The following is a 21,330-nucleotide window of genomic DNA, read 5'->3' on the forward strand; positions in this document are numbered from 1 at the left end:
GGAGAACGCCGCGGCGCGCGCTCGCCCGCCGGTTGCAGGGCGTGTCCCTGACCACCGGCGGGCACAGCACTCAGAAGGTACCGCGGATGCCGAGCATGACGGTGCGGCCGGGCTCGTACAGGTCGTAGGTGGCATTGGGCCAGGCAAAGGTGGTGCGCAACGGTTCGTCGGTGATGTTGGTGACGTTGAGGGTGAGCTGCGGCTTGGACGGCAGCCAGTCCAGCGCGTAGCTGGCCGACAGATCCAGCTGGCCGCGCGCATCGGCGTTCAGGCGCGCATAGGGAATGCCGTTCTGGTTGGCGCCGGAAATCACCATGTCGTCGTTCCAGGTGTAGGACAGGCGCACCGAGGCGGCGTTCTTCTCCCAATACACCGTACCGTTCCACAGGTTCGGTGCCACGCCCACCGCGACTGCCGGCACGCCTTCGCCCTCGGACTGCTGGTTGACGTGGGTGTAGTTGAGGCTGAAGCCCAGGCCGTCGACCAGCTTGTCCAGCGGCTGCACCCAGATGGCCTCGGTGCCGCGGATATTGAGGACGCCGTCGGCGTTGACCTGGGTCTGGACGTCGACCGTCGCCACGTCCGGTCCGCCGCGCTGCTGCAGGCCGGCCTGCTGGATCGGCAGCAGGCTGTCGTACGGCACGCCCAGCGCATTGAACGGAATGCGGCGCACGCCGTTGACGGTGAAGCCGCTGATGCGCTTGTTGAACAGGGTCAGGCCCACATAGCCCTCGCCGCCGGTGTACCACTCGCCGCCGAAGTCGACATTGGTGGACAGATAGGGCGCCAGCTCGGGATTGCCCTGCGTGGCGGTCTGCGCGGAGGGGTCGCTGAAGTTGGTATTGGGCAACATCGCGCTCGGGTCCGGACGGGTGAGCGTGCGCGAGCTGGACAGGCGCAGCACCACGCTGTCGGCGACATCCCATGCCACATTGAACGAGGGCAGGGTTTCCTTGTAGTCCGATTCCAGGACCTGCCTGCTCCGAATGCCGTTGATGGTGACCGGCCCGGCGATGGTCTGGTCGGTCGTGACATAGCGCACGCCCGCATTGAAGCGCAAGGTGCGGTTCCACACTTCGGTTTCCGCATTCGTCTCGATGTAGAAACCGAGGTTTTTCTCGCTGATACCGCCGGTGGAGGCGCCGGTATTGGCCGAGTTGGATTCCGGCGCGGCGTCGCGTAGCGGGTAATAGTTGGTGTCGCGCAGGAAGCGATCGAAGTCGGCGGTGATGAAGCCATCCGGGCCGGGTCTGAGGTAGGTGGCCAGCACGGCACTCGGTACGGCCGACCCCGGGCCGCCATTACAGACATTGCCGCCACTGCCACGGCAGACCACCCGTTCCCAGGCCACGCTGTTGTCGAAGCCGCGGATGGTGCGCTCGGCCTGGTCGTAGGCCGCACCGAGCTTGATGTTGCGCTTGTCTTCGCCGAACTGCAGGTCGGCACGTGCGCCGCGTGTCTGGGTCACGCGCTTCTCGTTCTGGATATTGACCCGGCCACCGCTCCAGCCCCAGCCCAGGTTGGGATCGTTGAGATCCAGCGGGCTGCTGATGCTGGGGCGGTCGCCGCCTTCGTTGCGGTAGTCGACAGTGGTGAACGGCGAGGTCACCAGGATGCTCGGCGATTCGCGATCCAGCCAGCTGCGCGTGGCGTTGGCCTGCACGTTGAGCTTGATGTCCTGTTCGGCGCCGAACAGCAGTTCCGCGCCGGGATTGACGCTCCAGAACTTGACGTTCTCGCGGTAGGGACGCGCTTCCAGAAAGTACTGCGCGTTGGCGAAGGTGGCGCTGGTGACCACGTTGTTCTGGTCCAGCTGCATGCCCAGCGGGATCATGTTGCCGTTGCGGCCGATCAGATTCATGCTGATCCGCTCGGTGGTGCGCTTGGCTTCGGAATACAGCGTGTCCAGGTAGAAATGCAGGCTGTCGGAGGGGCGCCATTCCAGCGACATCACCGAGGCATCGCGGTTGCGATCGCCGCTCATGTACACGTCGCGGCCCAGCCGCGGAATCAGCGCATCGCTGATCTGGTCGATGCTCAGGCCCGGGTTGCGTGCCAGCAGCCAGGCCGCGTCGATGGTGTCGCCGGTGGTCAGGCCACTGCCGGCGGTGGCCGGCACGCGGTCGGGAATGCGCCAGTTGCCGCCACCGTTGACGTTGCAGGCCGCCGGCTGGTTGGTGGCTGGTGTGCCCGCGGGCGGGGTGAGGCCGCATTGGGTATAGGTCAGGCCCGGGTTGGTCCAGCCCACGCTTTCGAAACCGCGCACACCCAGTTTGCCGCGCACCGAGGCCACCCCGAACAACGCGCCGAAGGTGCCGGCTTCGTTGGTCCAGCTGCCCATGACTGCGCCGCGCGGGGTGGTCTTCTCGCTGGTGCTGTTCCAGTCCGCCTGCGCCTGATAGGTGACGTGCACGCCGGGGCGATCGAACGGGCGCGCGCTGCGCATGTCCACCACACCGGAGACGCCGCCTTCGAGCATGCTGGCGGTGGGGGTCTTGCTCACGGTGAGCTGGGTGAAGAACTCGGTAGGGAACAGGTTCAGATCGACTTCGCGGTTCTGGTTCTGCGCGTTCAGGCCGATCGAGGCGGTGGCGATGCTGGAGCCGTTGAGCGTGGTCTTGGTGAAGCTGGTGCCCAGGCCGCGAATGGCGATATTCAGCCCCTCGCCATTGACGTCGCGTGCCAGCTGTACGCCGGGAATGCGATTGAGCGACTCGGCGATGTTCATGTCCGGAAACTTGCCGATGTCCTCGGCGAACACGGTGTCTGCGAAACCGACCGAATCGCGCTTGGCATCGGTGGAAAACTGGATGCTGCGTCGGTAGCCGGAGACGGTGACCGTATCGAGCTGGGTCACCGCGTCGCTGTTGCCGGCCAGGTCCGTCGGCGGTGGCGCGGTGGCGGCGGCATCGGTGGATTGGGCCCAGGCGACGCTGCTGGCCATGCCCAGCAGGATGGACCCCAACGCGCAGGACAACGCGGTTCGTGCGTAGCTGTTCTTCACCGTAATCCCCTTCCTTAACAGGTGAGCAGATGTCCTACGCATCGCCCCGGCGCAGGGAGTGCCGCTGCCAGCAGTCGGCGCGGCGATGGTGCGGTGGGGAAGAACAGGCGATCAGTGGCGCTGGATGTTAGCGCTACCAAATTCGCAACATCACGCTGCAGGGCAGCATGGACGGGTGCGCCATGCGGGCCGCATGCGAACGCACGTGCCTGCCACCTGCAGGAGAACGTGCTTGGCAGGCGCCGTGTTGCACTGCGCGATGGCTTTCGCCGGGCAGCGTGGTAATGGTAGCGCTATCACCCGTGGCGCAAGGCCACCCTCGTGCAGGTGCAGTGGTCGATGAAACCCTCCCAAGAACGCAGCAATCACGCGCACGGCCGGCATTGGCGCAATGCGCGCATCGCCCTCACCGCCGCCGGCGCAGCAGCGATGCGAACCGCGGCCGCCGCGCGGCCATTCGCATGAATGAGGCACCCAGGCCCGCGTCAGCCGGCACGCCGATGGGGTTGGGTCGCGTGCGCTGGCGGGTATGCGCGCTGTTGCTGGCCGCCACCACCATCAACTACGTCGACCGCCAGGTGCTGGGCGTGCTGGCGCCCTTCCTGCAGACCCAGATCGGCTGGAACGAGATCCAGTACGGCTACATCGTCACCGCGTTTCAGGCCGCCTATGCACTGGGGCTGCTGTGCAGCGGTGCGGTGATCGACCGCTTCGGTACCCGCATCGGCTATTCCCTGGCGATCGCGGTCTGGAGCCTGGCCGCCATGGGCCATGCGCTGGCGACCAGCGTGGTGGGCTTTGCGATCGCACGGTTCTTCCTGGGGCTGGGCGAATCGGGCAATTTTCCTGCTGCGCTCAAGACGGTGGCCGAATGGTTTCCGCGCCGCGAGCGTGCGCTGGCCACCGGCATCTTCAATTCCGGCTCCAATATCGGTGCCATCGTCGCGCCATTGCTGGTACCGGTGGTCGCCACCGCCTGGGGTTGGCAGGCGGCCTTCCTGTTCACCGGCGTGCTCAGCGCCACCTGGTTGCTGGTGTGGTGGGTCAGCTATCACCCGCCCGAGCAGCAACCCGGACTGTCTGCGGCGGAACTGGCGCATATTCGCAGCGATGCGCACGAGCCGGCGCAACGGCGGCTGTCGTGGCTGCAGGTGTTGCGGCACCGCCAGGCCTGGGCGTTCGTGCTGGGCAAGTTCATCACCGATCCGATCTGGTGGTTCTTCCTGTTCTGGCTGCCGAAGTTCCTGCATGCCGAGTACGGGCTGAGCCTGCTGCAACTCGGTGCGCCATTGATCGTGATCTTCGTGCTGGCCGATGTCGGCAGTATTGCCGGCGGCTGGATCGCCGGACGCTTCATTGCGCGCGGCTGGAGCGTCAATCGCGCACGCAAGACCGCCATGCTGATCTGCGCGGTCTGCGTGGTGCCGATCGTGTTCGCCGCACGTGCGGACAACCTGTGGCTGGCGGTGGCGCTGATCGGATTGGCCACCGCTGCGCACCAGGGCTGGTCGGCCAATCTGTTCACATTGCCCTCGGACATGTTTCCACGACACGCGGTCGCCACCGTGGTCGGCATCGGCGGCTTCGCCGGCGCGGTGGGTGGCATGGTCATCGCCACCTTCATCGGCTTTTTGCTACAGGCGACCGGCAGTTATGTGCCGGTGTTCCTGATGGCGGGTTCTGCTTACCTGCTGGCACTGGCCCTCGTGCATCATCTGGTGCCGCGGCTGGAGCCGGCCCGCCTGCCGGCAGCCACCACGCCGCTGCCACCATCTTCCTGAGGGACACATCATGCATCTGCGCATCGTGAGAATGGGTCTGTTGCTTGCCGCAAGCCTCGCTTCGGTGGCGCATGCCGCGCCGCTGGCCGCCGGGGCCTCGAAGTTTCTCGGCAGTGCCTACAGTCCGCAGCAGGCACCGGGATTTGCACAGTACTGGAACAAGCTCACGCCGGAAAATGCCGGCAAGTGGGGCACGGTGGAGGCGGTGCGCGACCAGATGGACTGGAGCGCGCTGGACACGGCTTACCGGTTTGCCAAGGCCAACGGCATGCCGTTCCAGATGCATGTGATGGTATGGGGCAACCAGCAGCCGGAGTGGATCAAGACGCTGCCGCCGGCCGAGCAGCGGCGCGAGATCGAGCAGTGGTTCGCCGCCGTCGCGCAGCGCTACCCGGACATCGATCTGCTGGAAGTGGTCAACGAACCGCTCAACGATCCGCCCAGCAAGAACGATGCCGGCGGTGGCAACTATCTGCAGGCGCTGGGCGGCAACGGTGCCAGCGGCTGGGAGTGGGTGCTGCAGTCGTTTCGGCTTGCGCGGCAGTATTTTCCGCAGACCAGGTTGATGATCAACGACTACGGCATCACCAACAGCGCGCAGGCCACGCAACGGTATCTGCAGATCGTGCAGTTGCTGCAGCGCGAGCGGCTGGTGGATGCCATCGGAATCCAGGAGCATGCCTTCGAGACCAGGTCGACTGTGGCGATGTCGGTCCATCGCGACAACCTGGACGTGCTGGCGGCGACCGGCTTGCCGATCTACATCACCGAGTTCGATCTGGACGGTCCCAGCGACGCGCAGCAGCTGGCCGATTACCAACGGGTATTCCCGGTCTTCTGGGAGCACCCGGCGGTGCGCGGCATCACCCTCTGGGGCTACCGCCCCGGCCTGTGGCGCGACAAGGAGGCGGCGTATCTGATTCGCGCCGATGGCAGCGAGCGGCCCGCCCTGACCTGGCTGCGCGACTACGTGGCCACGCATCCCGACATGCCCGCGCCATGACGCAGGTGGCTGGCAGCGTCCGTTTCCGGCTTTCTTCGGTGTCCTGATCATATGTCCATGCCCTTGCCCCTGACCCTGCACGAGGACCGCCTGCTGCCCGCCGACCCTGGCACGCGTGCGATCGCACGCCGCCTGTACGCGCAGATCGCCAGGCTGCCGATCATCAGCCCGCATGGGCACACCGATCCGGCCTGGTTTGCGACCAATGCAGCATTCGCCAACGCCACCGAACTGCTGCTGGTGCCCGACCACTACGTGTTCCGCATGCTCTACAGCCAGGGTATCGATCTGGATGCGCTGGGCATTCCGCGTGCCGACGGCACGCGCGCAGCAGTGGACCCGCGTGCGGCCTGGCGGGTGTTCGCCGAGCACTTCGCGCTGCTACGCGGCACGCCCTCGGCGCTGTGGCTCAACCATGTCTTCCACGAGGTGTTCGATCTGCGCATCCGGCTGGACGCGGCCAGCGCCGATCACTATTACGACCACATCACCGCCGCGCTGCAGACTCCGGCATTCGCACCACGTGCCTTGTTCGAGCGCTTCAACATCGAGGTGATCGCCACCACCGAGTCGCCGCTGGATAGCTTGCAGCACCACGCCGCCATCGCGCAGAGCGGATGGACCGGACGGGTGCTGACCGCCTACCGTCCGGACCCGGTGGTGGACCCGGAGCACGAGCAGTTCGCCGCTGCGCTGCAGCAGTTCGGCGCACTGACCGGCGAAGACGTGCTGACCTGGCCGGGCTATCTGCGCGCGCATCGGCAACGCCGCGCGTTCTTTGCCGCGCACGGCGCCACCTCCACCGACCACGGCCATCCCAGCGCCGCCACCGCCGATCTGTCGCCGGGCGAGGCGCACCGCCTGTTCGAGACCGTGGTGCGCGGCGCCGCGACCCCGGCGCAGGCCGAGGTGTTCCGTGCCCAGGTGCTGACCGAAATGGCGGGCATGAGCCTGGACGATGGCCTGGTGATGCAGCTGCATCCGGGCTGCTTCCGCAATCACAACCAGCCGCTGTTCCAGCGCTACGGCCGCGACAAGGGCGCCGACATTCCGATGCGCACCGACTATGTGCATGCGCTCAAGCCCTTGCTGGGTCGGTATGGCAACGACCCACGGCTGCGCCTGATCGTGTTCACCCTGGACGAAACCAGCTACAGCCGCGAACTGGCGCCGCTGGCCGGACATTACCCGGCATTGCTGCTGGGCCCGGCCTGGTGGTTCCACGATGCGCCCGAAGGCATGTGGCGCTTTCGCGAGCAGACCCTGGCCAGTGCCGGCTTCTACAACACGGTGGGCTTCAACGACGATACGCGTGCATTCCTGTCGATTCCCGCCCGCCACGACGTGGCGCGGCGCGTGGATAGCGCATTCCTGGCCACGCTGGTGGCCGAGCATCGGCTGGACGAGGACGAGGCTGCGGAGATCGCGGTGGATCTGGCCTACCGCCTGCCCAAGCAGGCCTACAAGCTGTGAGGGTGGGCAGGCCCATCACATGCGCAGGCGACGCCTGGCGCATTGCATGTGGAATGCATCGAGGAGTGTGCCAATGACCCTTGCAGCTGCATCGCCTCACACAGACGCGGCCCAAGGGCGTGCGAACACCTGCGGCGCGCATGTGTCATCACTGCGCGCCACACCGATAGCGGTTTTGCTGTGCCGCCTCGGCAGGCGCGCCCGTGCCCTGCGGCTGGACACGCGGCAGCCGCATCTCCCGCGCATGCTGCGTGCTGGCCTGGCCGCGCTTGTCTGCAGCTTCAATGCAGCCGGTATGGCCGATGCAGTGGCACAACAGCCGGGCAGCGCACCGCGCGAACGGCTGTCGCTGGACGCGGGCTGGCGCTTCCAGCGCGGCGATCCGCCGGGAAATACCGTGGTGCTCGATTACGACGTGCGCCCGCAGGTCGTTCGCAGCGAGGATGGCAAGGTGGCCGATGCGCGCCCGGACCAGGCGCAGCAACCGCAGGCATCGTCGAGCGCGGTGCTCAAGCCGTGGATCCTGCCAACCGGCAATGCATTGATCGCCGATCCCGCACAACACCATCGGCGCCCGTCCGGCCACCCAGGCAGCGGCGTGGACTATGTGCAGGCAGGTTTCGACGACAGCCGCTGGCAGGCGGTGGACCTGCCGCACGACTGGGCCATAGCCGGGCCGTTTCTCGCCGAGGGGCCGTATGGCGGCATGGGGCGGCTGCAGAGCTGGGGCGTGGGCTGGTACCGCAAGACCCTGGAAATTCCGGCCAGCGACCGCGGTCGCTCGCTGTTTCTCGATCTCGATGGCGCGATGTCGTATGCCACCGTCTGGCTCAACGGCAAGCTGGTCGGCGGCTGGCCGTACGGCTATAGCTCCTGGCGCGTGGACCTGACCCCGCATGCGATTGTCGGCGGGCGCAACCAGCTGGCGATCCGCCTGGACAACCCGCCCGATTCGGCGCGCTGGTATCCCGGCGGCGGGCTGTATCGCCATGTGTGGCTGACCAAGACCGCACCGCTGCATGTCGCGCACTGGGGCACGCAGCTGACTACCCCGCAGGTATCGGCGGCATCGGCGCAGGTACAGTTGGCCGTGACGCTGGACAACGCTGCGCACACTGCAGCGCAGGCGCAGGTCAGCACTACCATCTATGTGCTCGACACGGCCAGTGGTACGCCCAGTGGCGAAGCGGTCGCGCAGATCGCCGCAACGCAGATTGCCGTGCCTGCCGGCGGCAGTGCCCGTGTGCAAGGCACTGTGCAGATCGCCAATCCGCGGCTGTGGGGACCACCGCCGACCCAGCAGCCGCACCGCTATGTGGCGGTGACCGAGGTCCACCAGAACGGGCAGCTGGTGGACCGCTACGACACCCGGTTCGGGATCCGCAGCATCGTGTTCGATGCCGACAAGGGCCTGCTGGTCAATGGTGAGCATGTGTCCATCCGCGGCGTGAACAACCACCATGATCTCGGCGCGCTGGGCGCGGCGTTCAATGTGCGTGCGGCCGAACGCCAGCTGCAGTTGCTGCAGCAGATGGGCGCCAATGCGATCCGCATGAGCCACAACCCGCCGGCGCCGGAGCTGCTGGAACTCACCGATCGCATGGGCCTGCTGGTGGTGGACGAGATCTTCGACAGCTGGGAGATGAAGAAGACCCCGCTGGACTTCCATCTGGTGTTCCCGCAATGGCACGAGCCGGACCTGCGCGCGATGTTGCGGCGCGATCGCAATCATCCCTCGGTGATGCTGTGGAGCGTGGGCAACGAGGTCGGTGAGCAATACACCGGCGAGCAGGGCGCGGCGATCGCGCGCCGCCTGCATGCCATCGTGCACGACGAGGATCCCAGCCGTCCGGCCACGGTGGCGATGAACTACGCTTCGCCGGACATGCCGTTGCCGGCCGCGCTGGATGTCATCAGCCTCAACTACCAGGGCGAGGGCATCCGCGATGCGCCGGAATTCGAAGGTACCGAGCGTATTCGCAAGCAGCCGCAATACCCGGCATTCCATGCGAAGTTTCCGCACAAGGCGATCCTCAGCAGCGAGACCGCCTCGGCCCTGAGCAGCCGCGGGGTGTACCTGTTTCCGGTGAGCCCGGACATCAGCGCACCGGTCCGCGAGGGGCGCGGCGGCGATGCGGTGGCGCATCAGGTCAGCGCGTATGAGTTGCATGCGGTGGACTTCGGTTCCAGTGCGGACAAGGTGTTCGCGGCGCTGGACCGGCACCCCTACGTGGCCGGCGAATTCGTCTGGACCGGTTTCGATTACCTGGGCGAGCCGACGCCGTACTACAGCTCGCGCAGCGCCTATTCCGGCATCCTGGACCTGGCGGGATTTCCCAAGGACCGCTACTGGCTGTACCAGTCGCGGTGGCGCCCGGACCTGCCGATGGCGCATCTGCTGCCGCACTGGAGCTGGCCCGGGCGCGAGGGGCAGGTCACCCCGGTGCACGTGTTCACCTCCGGCGACGAGGCCGAGCTATTCGTCAATGGCGTCTCGCAGGGACGCAAGCGCAAGGGCCCGCTGCAGTACCGCTTGCGGTGGGACGCGGTGGTGTACCAGCCCGGCGAACTGCGCGTGCAGGCGTACCGGAACGGCACACCGTGGGCCAGCGACCGCGTGCAGACCGCCGGCCGTGCCGCACGCATGCAGGCCACGCCAGACCGCAGCCGCATCCGTGGCGATGGCAAGGACCTGAGCTTCATCACCGTGCGCCTGCTCGATCGCGAGGGCCGCGCTGCACCGACCGCGGGTGACCGCCTGCGCTTTCGCATCGAAGGGCCCGGCGAGCTGGTGGCCACCGACAACGGCGACCCCACCAACCTGGAGCCGTTCGGCTCGGCGCAACGCAACGCCTTCAACGGCCTGTGCCTGGCCATCGTGCGCGCGCGCACCGGCGCGCGCGGGCCGATCACCCTGCATGTGGAATCGGACACGCTGCAAGCGACCCGTGTACAGGTGCAGGCCGAATGAGCCACGTGTTGCGCGGCGGCGGTGCGGGCCCCTCACTCGCCTGGGCTGGCCCAAGGACACACGCATGCACGCACCGCAGGTGCGTCGAGCGCATGCACGGCGCCATGCGTACAGGCGATGCGGAACACGTGCCTGTGGTTGCGCATCCGGGCTGTCGTGCCGGCGGTGCCCGGCGACTGCGCGATGCACGGCCGCTGCCGTCCTTCCCCCAACGGTGTGCACACGCCGCATCCCCCACCAGGCACTCCCTTTGACAGTGAGAACGTCCATGCATCACCGATCCTGGCTGTTGCGCTGCGGCTTGCTGCTCGGCTCGAGCGTGATCGCTGCAGCAGCCATGGCAGCGCCGGCGTGCGCACCCGCAGCGGTGACGCTCAAGTCTGCCTACTCCGAGGGCTTCTTGCTGGGGACGGCGGTCAATGCCGAGATCGTTTCCGGCAAGGATGCCGCCTCGGCGGCATTGGTCGCCTGCCATTTCAATGCGCTCACGCCGGAGAACGTGATGAAGGCCGAGGTCGTCGCGCCGCGGCCGGGCGTGTTCGACTTCGCTGCCGCCGATGCATTCGTCGCCGATGCGCAACGCCAGCGCATGTTTGTGATCGGGCACACGCTGGTCTGGCACAACCAGACCCCGGAGTGGTTCTTCGTCGATGCGCAGGGCGCACCCAACACCTCCGCCGCGCAGGTCGAGCGCATGCGTGCGCATATCGAAGGGGTGGCCGGGCGCTATGTCGGCAAGGTGCAGGCCTGGGATGTGGTCAACGAAATCATCGACGAAGACGGTAGCTACCGCGCCACCAACTGGGTACAACGCGTGGGCGATGGCGACACCGTGGTGCGCAATGCCTTCGCCTTCGCGCAGCGCTACGCGCCGGATGCCGAGCTCTACTACAACGACTTCAATGCCTGGCGCCCGGCCAAGCGCGATGGCATCGTGCGCATGGTCAGGATGTTGCAGCAGGCCGGTATCCGCATCGACGGCGTCGGCATGCAGGGACATTGGGGGCTGAACTACCCCAGCCTGCAGGACATCGAAGCGGCCATCGATGCGTACGCCGCACTCGGCATCAAGGTCATGATCACCGAGCTGGACATCGATGTATTGCCGATCACCAAGGAAGGCCAGGTGATCGGAACCGGCCTGGCGCACAAGCAGTTCCAGCTGCCGGAATTCAAGCGTTTTCTCGACCCGTATCCCGCTGGACTGCCGCCGCAGGTGCAGGCGCATTTGACCGAGCGTTATGCGGAACTGTTCGCGCTGTTCTGGCGCAAGCGCGACAAGCTGGCGCGTGTCAGCGTGTGGGGCGTCACCGACGGCATGTCGTGGAAGAACGACTACCCGGTGCCCGGTCGCACCAACTATCCGCTGCTGTTCGATCGCGCTCACCGGCCCAAGCCGGCACTGGATGCGGTGCTGGCGGTGCCCGCCGCCGCCGGGCAATAGCCGCGTTCGCCAGCATGCACGGCGCGCATGATGGCATGATGCATGTACTTGAACCCGGACCTTGCCGATGCGCTTGTCGCCCTATCTGTTGTTGGCCGTTCCGCTGCTGGCCATTATCGCTGCCTGCACGAAGAAGGACACACCGCCGCCGCGATTCACCGCCATCGGGCATCTGCAAAGCTTCGATGCGCGCTTTGGCAAGGTGGTCGCAGCCGACGCACGCATCGAGAAGCTCACCGAAGGCTTCACCTGGTCCGAAGGCCCGGCGTGGGTGCGCGAGGGTGGCTATCTACTGTTTACCGATGTGCCGGAAAACAAGCTCTATCGCTGGTCGGAGGATGCCGGCCTGTCGGTGCTGCTGTCGCCGTCCGGCTACAGCGGACCGCAGCAGGCCACGCTGCGCGAGGCGGGTGCCAACGGCCTGTATGCCGAGCCCGGTGGCACGGTGCTGTTGGCCGATTCCGGCACCCGCATCGTGGCCAGGCTCGATCCGGCCACCCGCAAGAAAACGCCGCTGGCCACCAGCTTCGAGGGCAAGCGCTTCAATAGCCCCAACGATGTGGTCCGCCGCAGCGACGGCGTGGTGTTCTTCACCGACCCGCCTTACGGGCTGAAGGGCCTCAACGAGTCTCCGGTCAAGGAATTGCGCTACAACGGCGTATATCGGCTGGACACCGACGGTAGCGTGCATCTGCTGGACAACAGCCTGAGCTTCCCCAACGGCATCGCCTTGTCGCCGGATCAGCGCACGTTGTACGTAGCCAACTCCGACCCGAAGCGACCGATCTGGATGGCCTACGCGCTCGATGCGCAGGGTGCCGTCACCGGCAAGCGCGTGTTCGCCGATGCCTCGGATCTGGTCGCCGATGACGCCCCGGGCCTGCCCGACGGCATGGCGGTCTCGTCGGACGGCCACCTGTTCGCCACCGGGCCCGGCGGTGTCATCGTGTTCGACCCGTCCGGCCAGCGGCTGGGGCGCATCGCAACCGGCGAGGCCATCTCCAACTGCGCCTTCGGCAACGACGGCCATACCCTCTACATGACCTCGCACGCGATGCTGACCCGCGTGCGGGTCAAGTCGCTGGGCGTGCAGTTCGTGCGTTAGGTCAGTCCGGCAGCGGCGATCAGTCCGTGCCTTGCTCGTTCTCCAGCATCAGCACATCGTCCAGCTCCGGGCCGCCGCCACGGTTGGCGCTTCCGGCAGCCAGATAGAGCGTGCCGTCGATGGCGGCAACCTGGGTGCCATGGCGGCCTTGCGGCAGTGCCGCCAGCGTGGTCCAGATACCGGCGTGGGGGTCATAGGCCTCCACTTCGTCGTGAGCCTTGACCTGCTGCGTGCTCTCCCCGCCCATGACCAGCAGCCGGCCATTGCGTGCGATGGCGGCAGTGCCTGCCCGCTGGGTCGGCAATGCGGCCGGTGCCACCGACCAGGTGCCGCGCCCGATGTCATAGACATCGACCTCCGGGACGGCTTGCGCCAGGGTATTGCCGCTTTCGTGCGCCGACCTGCGCCCACCGGCGGCATACAGTTTTCCGTCGATCACCACCGCATGGAAATGGTCGCGCGCGTGCGGCGCATCGGCCAGCTGCGTCCATTGCTGTGTGCGGGTATCGAAGGCATCCAGCCACGGCACATAGCCGCTCATATGGCCGCGCGTGTTGCCGCCGACCAGATACAGCACGCCGTCGTGCTCCACGGCGCCGGCAGCACCGCGGCGGCGTTGTTTGGGAATCTCTGGTCCGACCTGCCAGCGGTCGGTCTGGGGATCGTAGATCAGCAGATTGGTCAGCGACGTTTCTTCGGGATAGTCGCCGGTAAAGCCGCCCACGAAATACAGCTTGCCGGACGACACCACCGCCTGTGCATGGCTCACCATCAGCGGTGGCGCACTGCCTTGCGACCAGCGACGCGTGCGGGTGTCGAAAATCTCCAGCGGGCGCCGGTCGCGTCCACCGACCAGATACAGGCGATCGCCGATGGCTACCATGCTGTTTTCGTGCCGCGCATGCGGCTTGTTGCGGGTGATCAGCGCCTGCCATTGGCGCGACTGCTGCGATGGCGCCGGAGCAGCTGCCGGCGCTGCCTTGTCGGCCGCCTGACCCGGCATAGGGAGGGTGCCGATCGCGGCAGCAAGCAGGCTCGCGCAGAACGAGGTCTTCAACAGGCGCATGCAGCACTCTTCCAGTCACCGTGGCAGGCCAGTGTAACGACACCTGCACGATGATCCACTCGCATAAGCAGGCTGATCTGCAGCCAGCGCTGGCACGGCGGATGCTGGTGCCACGCGTGCTGGGCGAGCAGCTGGCTTGCCGAACGAACGCCATCGCAGTGTGCGCATTGGACAGGCCCGCGTCTTGCACGACGTTGATGGGCGCGGCGCATGCGCTGACGGGCCGCCAGCCTCTTCACATGCAGCAGCACCTCGCATGCGAACACTACGGCAACTCGATGCAGCAGGAGAGGGTTGTGGCACGCACACCAGCAAAGCAGGCGATTTCCACGACGCCGCCCAAGAACGTGGCCAGCGCCGCGGCACGCGGACTGCGGCTGCGCGAGCAGCATGGGCGTGGCGGCACCGCGATCGGCGTTGCACGTGCACGCGATCTGTCAGCGCAGAAATCGCTTTCCACCCAGACCATCCGGCGCATGCATGCATACTTCGCGCGTCACAGCGTGGACAAGAACGGCAAGGGATGGGCCGACCGTAGCGCGCCATCGGCTGGTTATATCGCCTGGCTGCTCTGGGGCGGCGATGCAGGCCAGCGCTGGGCTGCACGGCTGTACCAGCGGCTGGAGGATGCCGCCAACGCGAAGAGCGCAACAGGCAAGGCCGCAAGAGCCAGCAGCACGGCCGCTACCGACGCGGGGGGTCCGAAGACACGCGCGCCAAGGAAGACGGTAAAACGTACTGCAAACACCGCCGCCAAGAAGGCCACAACAACAACGGGAGGAACCACCGCCGCGAAGAAATCCTCAGCAAGAAAAGCCGCGGCCAAACGAGCGCGGGCCGGTAGCGTGGCTAAGCGCACATCATCGACAGGCGTGCGCAAGGCTGGCGGCACGACGGCCGCCGGGAAGCCGGCTGCCAAGAAGGCTGCAGCAAGCAAGACCACAGCCAGGAAAGCGACGGCGAAAAAACGTCCTTCAAAGAAAGCCGCAACAAAAAAGACTGCCGCTCGCCAAGCTGCGGCCAGCAAGAGCGCTTCCACGCGCAGTACCGCGAAGAAAGGCGCGGGCAAGGACTCTGCGCCATGGAACACGCCAGCCCCGAAGCGGGCTTCGCGGAAACGTTCGCTTTCTCCAGCGCAGAAGACACAGGCCAGACAGCGCGCCAAGGCAGCGGGTCGCCCCTATCCCAATCTGGTGGATAACATGGCCGTTGCACGCAAGGGCAATGCGAGAAGCAAGACGAGCGGATCGGGCGCTGCGAAGAACGGACGCAAGCATTAGCCACCAGCCCTTGCGTATCAGGATGGCCCGGTTTGTGCGGACACCATCGCGTGTGAGCGCAGCCGGGTTCAGGCCGACCGCAGACTACGGTACCGGACGTTGTCGCTTGCTCTCGCCGCGGCACCGATCCGAACAGTACTTCACCTGGTCCCACACCTTTTCCCACTTCTTGCGCCAGCGAAATGGTCGCCCGCACTGAACGCAGACCTTTTCCGGCAAGTTCTGCTTCTTGTGGGGTGCCATGGGGAAGGTTCCGAAGCGGTGCGGTGTGGCTCCAGCATGTCATGGCGACGTCCCGGACCGAAGTCCCGCCGTGCCGGTTTTTCACTTGGGGCACGCACGGGCATCCTAGGCGGCGTTTCGGCCAAAGCGTGCGTGCATTGTCTATAGTGAGCGCAGACTGGCTTGTGCAGATGCGAGCCACACCTCCACAAACGGCGGCATGCATTGGCCGCATCGTCAGACAAGGACGTCCATGAAACCGTTTCTGCTCGTGTTATCGGCCCTGCTGTACGGCATTGCGCTGTGTTTGCCTGCCTTGCATGGCGGCGACACCAGCGTAGGTGGATTCGTCATTCTGCTGTTCGGCTGGATGCAGGTGATCGATGGCCAGTGCGTGGCCTGGATTAGTAATCCGTTGTTCCTGCTGGCGTGGCTGTGTTATTTGCTCAAGGTGGACAAGATGGCGGCGGCCCTGTTGGTGGCGGCTTGCCTGATCGGGTTGGATACCTTTCGCGCCACCCGGTTCGACAGGAACGAAGCCGGCCATCAGGTCATGATCGACCACGTGGGTGCTGCGTTCTATGTGTGGGAGCTGAGCTTCGTGGTGCTGCTGGTGCTGGTGCTGATGCGCATTTCCAGCACGTCCGGCGCCAGGCAGGGCGTCCGGGCATCGTGATCGATGGGGCCACACGCTGCTGCGGCCATTGGCATGCAGCCACCTGCTGCATCGGTGGATACTTGCGGCAGGTGAGCTGGTACACCCGGCAGCTGGGGGTAGCCATCGTGACGGGGTGCACGCGCATCTGAGCGCTTTGTGTGGCCAGCACATGCCTTACCGGTTTGAACCCGATCCTCACTTCAGACGAGTTGACGATGAACGCCAAGGCCAACACCACTGACCAGACCATCCCGATCCTGCCCAGCCGATCGATCACGCAGACGCTGGCGTTCTATCACCGGCTTGGCTTCGAAGGCGAGGCGCATCCGCATGACGCGGGATACGCCATCCTGCGGCGCGGCGATCTGGAGCTGCACTTCTTCGCACACCCGGATCTGGATCCGGCGAGCTGCTATGCGGGCTGCTATCTGCGGGTAAGCGATGTCGATGCCCTCCATGCAGCGATGCAGGCAGCGGCGCTCCCGGCCCGGGGAATTCCAAGGATCGATGCGGTGGGCGACAAGCCCTGGGGCATGCGCGAATTTGCGATCGTGGACGAGAGCGGCAATTTGCTGCGGATCGGGCAGGTCATCGGCGACCACTGACCCTTGCTGCAAGCGCGCGGCGTTCGATTGCAGGTCGGCGCCGCCATCGACGTCATGCGTGGAGTCGCAAGGTAAGGATTGCACCGGGTGTCCTTGCCTGTCGGGCGACCCAAGCCCGATGCAGCAACCTGGGTCGAGCGAGCAGCGCACACGCCGACGGCCATCCTGGCTCCATCACCTCGCTCAGGCACTCAGCGCAGCAAGGACAGCGTCCACCCGGCCTGGCGTGGCATCGCCCAGCGCGGCATAGCCGCTGGTCAGCGCATCGATGAAGCGCGGGTCCGCAGCCAGCGTGCCGAACACGGCTTCCACCGTGACAAAGCGGGCGATATCAGCGTCTGCATCGCCGGTGGCTGCACGCCCCAGCGCGCCCAGCGCATCGCTCAAGGGGTCGACCAGAGCCACGCCGTTGCGCGCCTGCCGGCGCACGAACTGCAGCCACGCGGCGACCGGCAGGCAGAGGCGGTCGATGGGCCGGCCCGCGGCAAGCGCGTCGTCGATGGTGGCGAGCAGGCGCACCGGAATCTTCTGCGAGCCGTCCCAGGCGATCTGCGCAAGCAGATGGCGGATGGCGGGATTGCGGAAGCGCACAAGAATCGCGTCGCTGTAGCGCTGCGCGTCGAAGCCCTCCATCGGTTGCAGCATGGGTGCGATGTGGTCTCGCATCAGCGCCTCGGCGAACGCCGCCAGCGGCCGATGCGCCATGGCGTCGGCAACGGTTTCCAGCTGCAGCAAGCTGCCCAGATACGCCAGCGTGGAGTGCGGCGCATTGAGCAGGCGCAGCTTGGCGCGCGCATGCCCGGCGATGTCGTCGCTGAGCACCACGCCGACGCGCGCCAGGTCAGGGCGGCCGTTGCAGAAATCGTCTTCGATCACCCACTGGCTGTAGCGCTCGCGCTGGATCGGCCAGGCATCGTGCAGGCCGGTCTGCGCCTGTACCTGGGTGCGCAGTGCCTCGTCGGTGGCCGGGGTGATGCTGTCGACCATCGAGCGCGGAAAACTGACCTGCTGTTCGATCCACACCGCCAGCGCGGCATCGTGCTGGCGCGCCAGCAGCAGCACTGCACGACGCAGCAGGTGGCCGTTATCGGTGAGGTTGTCGCAACTGAGCACGGTGAACGGTGCAAGGCCGGCCTGCATGCGCTGGTGCAGGCCGGCCACCAGATAGCCGACCGCACTGCGCGGCGCGGCGGGGTTGGCGATGTCGTGCACGATGTCGGGGTGATGCAGGTCGAGCGTGTCGCCGGCCAGGCAATAGCCTTTTTCGGTGACGGTGAGGGTGACCAGCCGCACGGCGGGATCGGCCAGGCGCGCGAGCACGGCGGCTTGCTCGTCGGCGGCGCACAGCACCTGGCGGATGGCGCCGATGATGCGCAGCTGCGGGTGCTCGTCGAGCAGGGCGAGGGTGTAGAGCCCATCTTGCGGGCGCAACGCGTCGCGCACCTGCGGGCTGTGCAGCGAGACGGCGCAGATGGCCCAGCCGGGATCGTCTGCGAGCAGGTCATCGATATAGACGGCCTGGTGGGCGCGGTGGAAGGCGCCTGCGCCTAGATGGACGATGCCGATGGTGGTGGTTGCTGGATCGTAAGCGGGCGTTGACACCGCTGGCGTCAGGGTGGCAAGGGTATCGAGCGAAAGACGGGGGGCTTGCATCGTGGTGTCCGCGCACTAGGGAGTTGATGGAGTCGCCTGCGCCGTCCCCTCACCCAACACCCGCTCCGCGCCCCGGCCTGCGCCAGCAGCGCGGGCGCTCCAAGGCACGCGCGCCAATGGCGCGCAAGCAGTGCCTTATCGCCCCGAGGGCAGAGGGGCTTAGAGCAGCTAGCAAAACTACTGCGCGGCCGCCAGGCGGGCGCGGTCGGTGCTCGGAATCCTCATGTACCACTCGTACACTGCGGTTCCTCCGCGCCGTCCGCACCCACCTGACGACCGCTCGCTACGTTTTGTTAGCCGCTCTTAGGACAATCGTGGCCAGAGGGTTTGTTCGCCATGTCCGCAGGGTGAGGGGTTCTCAGACAGCGCTAGTCGTTGGTGACGGTAAAGCGTTGCTTGCTGCGGATATCGGCGCTGGAGGCGCCGACCTGCACCTCGTAGGCGCCTGGGTCTACCGCGTAGGTCTTGCGCTGCTCGTCGTAGATGCGCAGCGCATCGGCGGCCTTCAGCGTGAAGGCGACCTCGCTCTGTTCGCCCGGCTGCAGGGTCAGGCGTTGAAACCCACGCAGCTCCTTGCCGGCCCGCTCGCGCTTGGGGTCGAGCGGATGCAGGTACAGCTGCACCACTTCGTCGCCGGCGCGCTTGCCGGTGTTGCGCACCTTCAGCGTCGCGCGCAACGTGCCATCGGCGCTGAGGGTGGTGCGGTCCAGGCGCAGGTCCGAGTAGGTAAATTGCGTATACGACAATCCGTGGCCGAACGGATACAGCGGCTTGCCGGTGAAGTAGCGATAGGTGCGCCCGCGCATGGCGTAGTCGTCGAAGGCGGGCAGGCGCTCGGCCTCGGTGTAGAAGGTGATCGGCAGGCGGCCCCCGGGGCTGGCCTGGCCGAACAGCACATCGCCCACCGCGCTGCCGCCGCGCTGGCCTGGATACCACGCCAGCAGGATCGCCGGCACATGCTGCTGCGCCCAGTCCACCGCCAGTGCAGAGCCGGTGGTCAGTACCGCCACCACCGGCGTGCCGGTGGCCTGCAGTGCCTGCAGCAGCTCGCGCTGCGGTTTGGGCAGGCGGGTGTCGGTGCGGTCGCCACCGGCAAAGCCGGGGTAGTTGACGTCCATCTCCTCGCCTTCGACATCGCCGGTGAGGCCGCCGACGAACACCACCACCTCCGCGTTGCGCGCGGCATCCACCGCTTCCTGCAGCGGTGGCTTGGCGCCGGGCATGCGCCAGGCCAGGCGCACGCCGGCGTCGCGGGTGGCTTCGTAATACTCCACGCGCAGGTCGTAGGCCTTGCCGGCTTCCAGGCGCACGCTGGCATTGCCGCCACGCATGCGCGGCGCATCGGCCCACTGGTCGATCAGCAACTTGCCGTCCAGGTACAGACGCACGCCGTCGTCGGCGGCGATCTGCAGATCGTAGTCGCCGGTGACCGGCGGTAACAGCTGCCCGTGCCAACGCACGCTGAAGTCGTCTTTCTCCAAGGCCTGCCCGGGCTGCAGTTCGCCGCGGCCCACCGCGTCCTCAGTGGGTGAGTTGCGATCCCAGCGGAAGGCGATGCGCGGGTCGATGCGGGTCAGCACGGCTTTCCCGGCCAGGTTGCGTCCCTTGAAGTACTCGCCGGTCAATCCGTTCTGTCTGGCACCGGCGGCCGGGCGCAGATAGCGCGCGTCGATCGGCGCGGCGGCATTGGGATCTTCGCGTCCTTCCACCAGATCGCTGCCACGTGCGTACACCACCTCCGCCTGCGGCGCCGCATCGCGGATGCCTTGCAGGATGGTGACCGGCGCGGCGGGCGTGCCGTAGTAATTGCCCAGCAGCGACATTGGATCGTCGGCAGTGGGGCCGACCACGGCGATGCGCTTGAGCGTGGGCTTGAGCGGCAGCAGGCCATCGTTCTTCAGCAACACCAGCGATTCGCGTGCGGTGCGCCGGGCCAGCGCATCGTGCTGCAGCGATTGATTCACCGAGGCGGGAATCTGCGCCCACGGTACCTTGGCCGGCGGGTCGAACATGCCTAAGCGCATGCGCGTGGTCATCAGCCGCGTGAGCGAGCGGTCGATGGTGGCTTCGTCGATCAGGCCGGCGCGCACCGCTTTGGGAAGCGCGGCATAGGTATTGCCGCAATCCAGGTCGGTGCCGTGCTTGACACCCAGCGCGGCGGCGGCTTCGGGCGTGGGCACGATCTTGTGGTTCTGCCAGATGTCGCGGATGGCCGCGCAGTCGCTGACGATATAGCCATCGAAACCCCAGTCGCGGCGCAGGATGCCTTCCAGCCGCGTGCTGGCCGAGGCGGATTCGCCGTTGACACGGTTGTAGGCGCCCATCACCGCGGCCACATGGCCTTCCTGTACCAAGGCCTGGAACGCCGGCAGATAGGTTTCGTGCAGATCGCGTTCGCTGGGATGCACGTCGAAGTGGTGGCGGTCCGCTTCCGGGCCGCTGTGCACGGCGAAATGCTTGGCGGTGGCATCGAGCTTGCGATACGGGCCCTGCTGCGCCTGCAGGCCCTGCACGAAGGTCACGCCCATGCGGGCGGTCAGGAACGGATCTTCGCCATAGGTTTCCTGCCCACGGCCCCAGCGTGGGTCGCGGAAGATGTTGATGTTGGGCGACCAGAACGTGAGCCCTTGATAGCGCTTGCGCTCGCCGCGCGCCAGGAACGCGTTGTGCTTGGCGCGCGCTTCGTCGCCGATGGCGGTGGCGACTTCGGCCATCAGTGGGGTGTCGAAGGTGGCTGCCAGCCCGATCGCCTGTGGAAACACCGTGGCGCCGCCGGCGCGTGCCACGCCATGCAAGGCCTCGTTCCACCAGTCGTAGGCGGGCACCCGCAGGCGCGGGATCGCCGGTGCGGCATTCTGCATCTGCGCGGCCTTTTCCTCCAGCGTCATGCGCGACACCAGATCGGCGGCGCGTGTCTCGAACGACAGTTGGGTATCCAGATACGGCGGCGGCGGCGGTGCAACCGCCTGCGTGTTGCCGACGGCCAAGAAGGCAATCGCCAGCAGCAGGCCGGTCGTTAGGGTGCGGCGCGGGGTGGCGGTGAGACGGGCAGGGTGCGAATGCAT

At 66.6% G+C, this 21,330-nt stretch carries 14 protein-coding genes and 1 other RNA gene; 10 read left to right on the top strand and 5 right to left on the bottom strand.

Annotated features, from left to right (window positions below):
• Positions 1-70: 70 nt before the first annotated feature.
• A complete protein-coding gene (locus tag ACCQ05_RS00535) occupies positions 71-3,004 on the bottom strand; it encodes a TonB-dependent receptor (RefSeq protein ID WP_372392573.1) in 2,934 nt (977 codons plus the stop codon).
• 461 nt (positions 3,005-3,465) lie between these two features.
• Between ACCQ05_RS00535 and ACCQ05_RS00540 the strand changes: the two genes are divergently transcribed.
• The 6 genes from ACCQ05_RS00540 to ACCQ05_RS00565 all read left to right on the top strand — a co-directional run bounded on the left by ACCQ05_RS00540 (position 3,466) and on the right by ACCQ05_RS00565 (position 12,781).
• A complete protein-coding gene (locus tag ACCQ05_RS00540) occupies positions 3,466-4,785 on the top strand; it encodes an MFS transporter (RefSeq protein WP_372392575.1) in 1,320 nt (439 codons plus the stop codon).
• Between the two features lie 10 nt (positions 4,786-4,795).
• Positions 4,796-5,788 (top strand): endo-1,4-beta-xylanase, encoded by a 993-nt coding sequence (locus ACCQ05_RS00545; RefSeq protein WP_372392576.1) that lies wholly within the window; start codon positions 4,796-4,798, stop codon positions 5,786-5,788.
• Positions 5,789-5,845: 57 nt separating this feature from the next.
• Entirely contained in the window at positions 5,846-7,261 is a 1,416-nt protein-coding gene (uxaC, locus tag ACCQ05_RS00550) for a glucuronate isomerase (RefSeq protein ID WP_372392577.1), read from the top strand.
• A gap of 295 nt (positions 7,262-7,556) precedes the next feature.
• Positions 7,557-10,232, top strand: a complete 2,676-nt coding sequence (gene galB, locus ACCQ05_RS00555) for a beta-galactosidase GalB (RefSeq protein ID WP_372393857.1) — start codon at positions 7,557-7,559, stop codon at positions 10,230-10,232.
• 337 nt (positions 10,233-10,569) lie between these two features.
• Positions 10,570-11,676 (top strand): endo-1,4-beta-xylanase, encoded by a 1,107-nt coding sequence (locus ACCQ05_RS00560; RefSeq protein WP_372393859.1) that lies wholly within the window; start codon positions 10,570-10,572, stop codon positions 11,674-11,676.
• Positions 11,677-11,743: 67 nt separating this feature from the next.
• Positions 11,744-12,781, top strand: a complete 1,038-nt coding sequence (locus ACCQ05_RS00565; protein ID WP_372392578.1) for an SMP-30/gluconolactonase/LRE family protein — start codon at positions 11,744-11,746, stop codon at positions 12,779-12,781.
• A gap of 19 nt (positions 12,782-12,800) precedes the next feature.
• Here ACCQ05_RS00565 and ACCQ05_RS00570 read toward each other — a convergent pair whose 3' ends face one another.
• A complete protein-coding gene (locus ACCQ05_RS00570; protein ID WP_372392580.1) occupies positions 12,801-13,847 on the bottom strand; it encodes a Kelch repeat-containing protein in 1,047 nt (348 codons plus the stop codon).
• Positions 13,848-13,897: 50 nt separating this feature from the next.
• Between ACCQ05_RS00570 and ACCQ05_RS00575 the strand changes: the two genes are divergently transcribed.
• The gene (locus ACCQ05_RS00575; protein WP_372392581.1) at positions 13,898-15,127 is read left to right on the top strand and encodes a DNA-binding protein; all 1,230 of its coding nucleotides are present in this window, start codon (positions 13,898-13,900) and stop codon (positions 15,125-15,127) included.
• Positions 15,128-15,211: 84 nt separating this feature from the next.
• On the opposite strand, the gene ACCQ05_RS00580 is transcribed toward ACCQ05_RS00575, so the two are convergent.
• Positions 15,212-15,370 carry a DUF2256 domain-containing protein gene (locus ACCQ05_RS00580; RefSeq protein WP_104541283.1) on the bottom strand — a complete coding sequence of 53 codons (159 nt, stop codon included), beginning with the start codon at positions 15,368-15,370 and terminating at the stop codon, positions 15,212-15,214.
• 232 nt (positions 15,371-15,602) lie between these two features.
• On the opposite strand from ACCQ05_RS00580, the gene ACCQ05_RS00585 reads away from it, so the two are divergent.
• A complete protein-coding gene (locus ACCQ05_RS00585; protein WP_372392582.1) occupies positions 15,603-16,025 on the top strand; it encodes a hypothetical protein in 423 nt (140 codons plus the stop codon).
• A 197-nt stretch (positions 16,026-16,222) separates the two neighbouring features.
• Positions 16,223-16,612, top strand: a complete 390-nt coding sequence (locus ACCQ05_RS00590) for a bleomycin resistance protein (RefSeq protein WP_372392584.1) — start codon at positions 16,223-16,225, stop codon at positions 16,610-16,612.
• A 183-nt stretch (positions 16,613-16,795) separates the two neighbouring features.
• Here ACCQ05_RS00590 and ACCQ05_RS00595 read toward each other — a convergent pair whose 3' ends face one another.
• Positions 16,796-18,265 (bottom strand): mannitol dehydrogenase family protein, encoded by a 1,470-nt coding sequence (locus ACCQ05_RS00595; RefSeq protein ID WP_372392586.1) that lies wholly within the window; start codon positions 18,263-18,265, stop codon positions 16,796-16,798.
• A 223-nt stretch (positions 18,266-18,488) separates the two neighbouring features.
• On the opposite strand from ACCQ05_RS00595, the gene ACCQ05_RS00600 reads away from it, so the two are divergent.
• Positions 18,489-18,564: non-coding RNA, sX9 sRNA (locus tag ACCQ05_RS00600), on the top strand.
• Between the two features lie 69 nt (positions 18,565-18,633).
• On the opposite strand, the gene ACCQ05_RS00605 is transcribed toward ACCQ05_RS00600, so the two are convergent.
• A complete protein-coding gene (locus ACCQ05_RS00605) occupies positions 18,634-21,330 on the bottom strand; it encodes a glycoside hydrolase family 3 protein (RefSeq protein ID WP_372392588.1) in 2,697 nt (898 codons plus the stop codon).

The sequence above is a fragment of the Xanthomonas sp. NCPPB 3582 genome (assembly GCF_041475735.2).
GTDB classification, from domain to species: domain Bacteria; phylum Pseudomonadota; class Gammaproteobacteria; order Xanthomonadales; family Xanthomonadaceae; genus Xanthomonas; species Xanthomonas codiaei.

Excerpts from the sequence above, each read along its gene's own strand:
- ACCQ05_RS00540 (WP_372392575.1), top strand. The coding sequence starts at position 3,466 with ATGAATGAGGCACCCAGGCCCGCGTCAGCCGGCACGCCGATGGGGTTG.
- ACCQ05_RS00545 (WP_372392576.1), top strand. The coding sequence starts at position 4,796 with ATGCATCTGCGCATCGTGAGAATGGGTCTGTTGCTTGCCGCAAGCCTC.
- uxaC (WP_372392577.1), top strand. The coding sequence starts at position 5,846 with ATGCCCTTGCCCCTGACCCTGCACGAGGACCGCCTGCTGCCCGCCGAC.
- galB (WP_372393857.1), top strand. The coding sequence starts at position 7,557 with ATGGCCGATGCAGTGGCACAACAGCCGGGCAGCGCACCGCGCGAACGG.
- ACCQ05_RS00560 (WP_372393859.1), top strand. The coding sequence starts at position 10,570 with ATGGCAGCGCCGGCGTGCGCACCCGCAGCGGTGACGCTCAAGTCTGCC.
- ACCQ05_RS00565 (WP_372392578.1), top strand. The coding sequence starts at position 11,744 with ATGCGCTTGTCGCCCTATCTGTTGTTGGCCGTTCCGCTGCTGGCCATT.
- ACCQ05_RS00570 (WP_372392580.1), bottom strand. The coding sequence starts at position 13,847 with ATGCGCCTGTTGAAGACCTCGTTCTGCGCGAGCCTGCTTGCTGCCGCG.
- ACCQ05_RS00575 (WP_372392581.1), top strand. The coding sequence starts at position 13,898 with ATGATCCACTCGCATAAGCAGGCTGATCTGCAGCCAGCGCTGGCACGG.
- ACCQ05_RS00580 (WP_104541283.1), bottom strand. The coding sequence starts at position 15,370 with ATGGCACCCCACAAGAAGCAGAACTTGCCGGAAAAGGTCTGCGTTCAG.
- ACCQ05_RS00585 (WP_372392582.1), top strand. The coding sequence starts at position 15,603 with ATGAAACCGTTTCTGCTCGTGTTATCGGCCCTGCTGTACGGCATTGCG.
- ACCQ05_RS00590 (WP_372392584.1), top strand. The coding sequence starts at position 16,223 with ATGAACGCCAAGGCCAACACCACTGACCAGACCATCCCGATCCTGCCC.
- ACCQ05_RS00595 (WP_372392586.1), bottom strand. The coding sequence starts at position 18,265 with ATGCAAGCCCCCCGTCTTTCGCTCGATACCCTTGCCACCCTGACGCCA.
- ACCQ05_RS00605 (WP_372392588.1), bottom strand. The coding sequence starts at position 21,330 with ATGCATTCGCACCCTGCCCGTCTCACCGCCACCCCGCGCCGCACCCTA.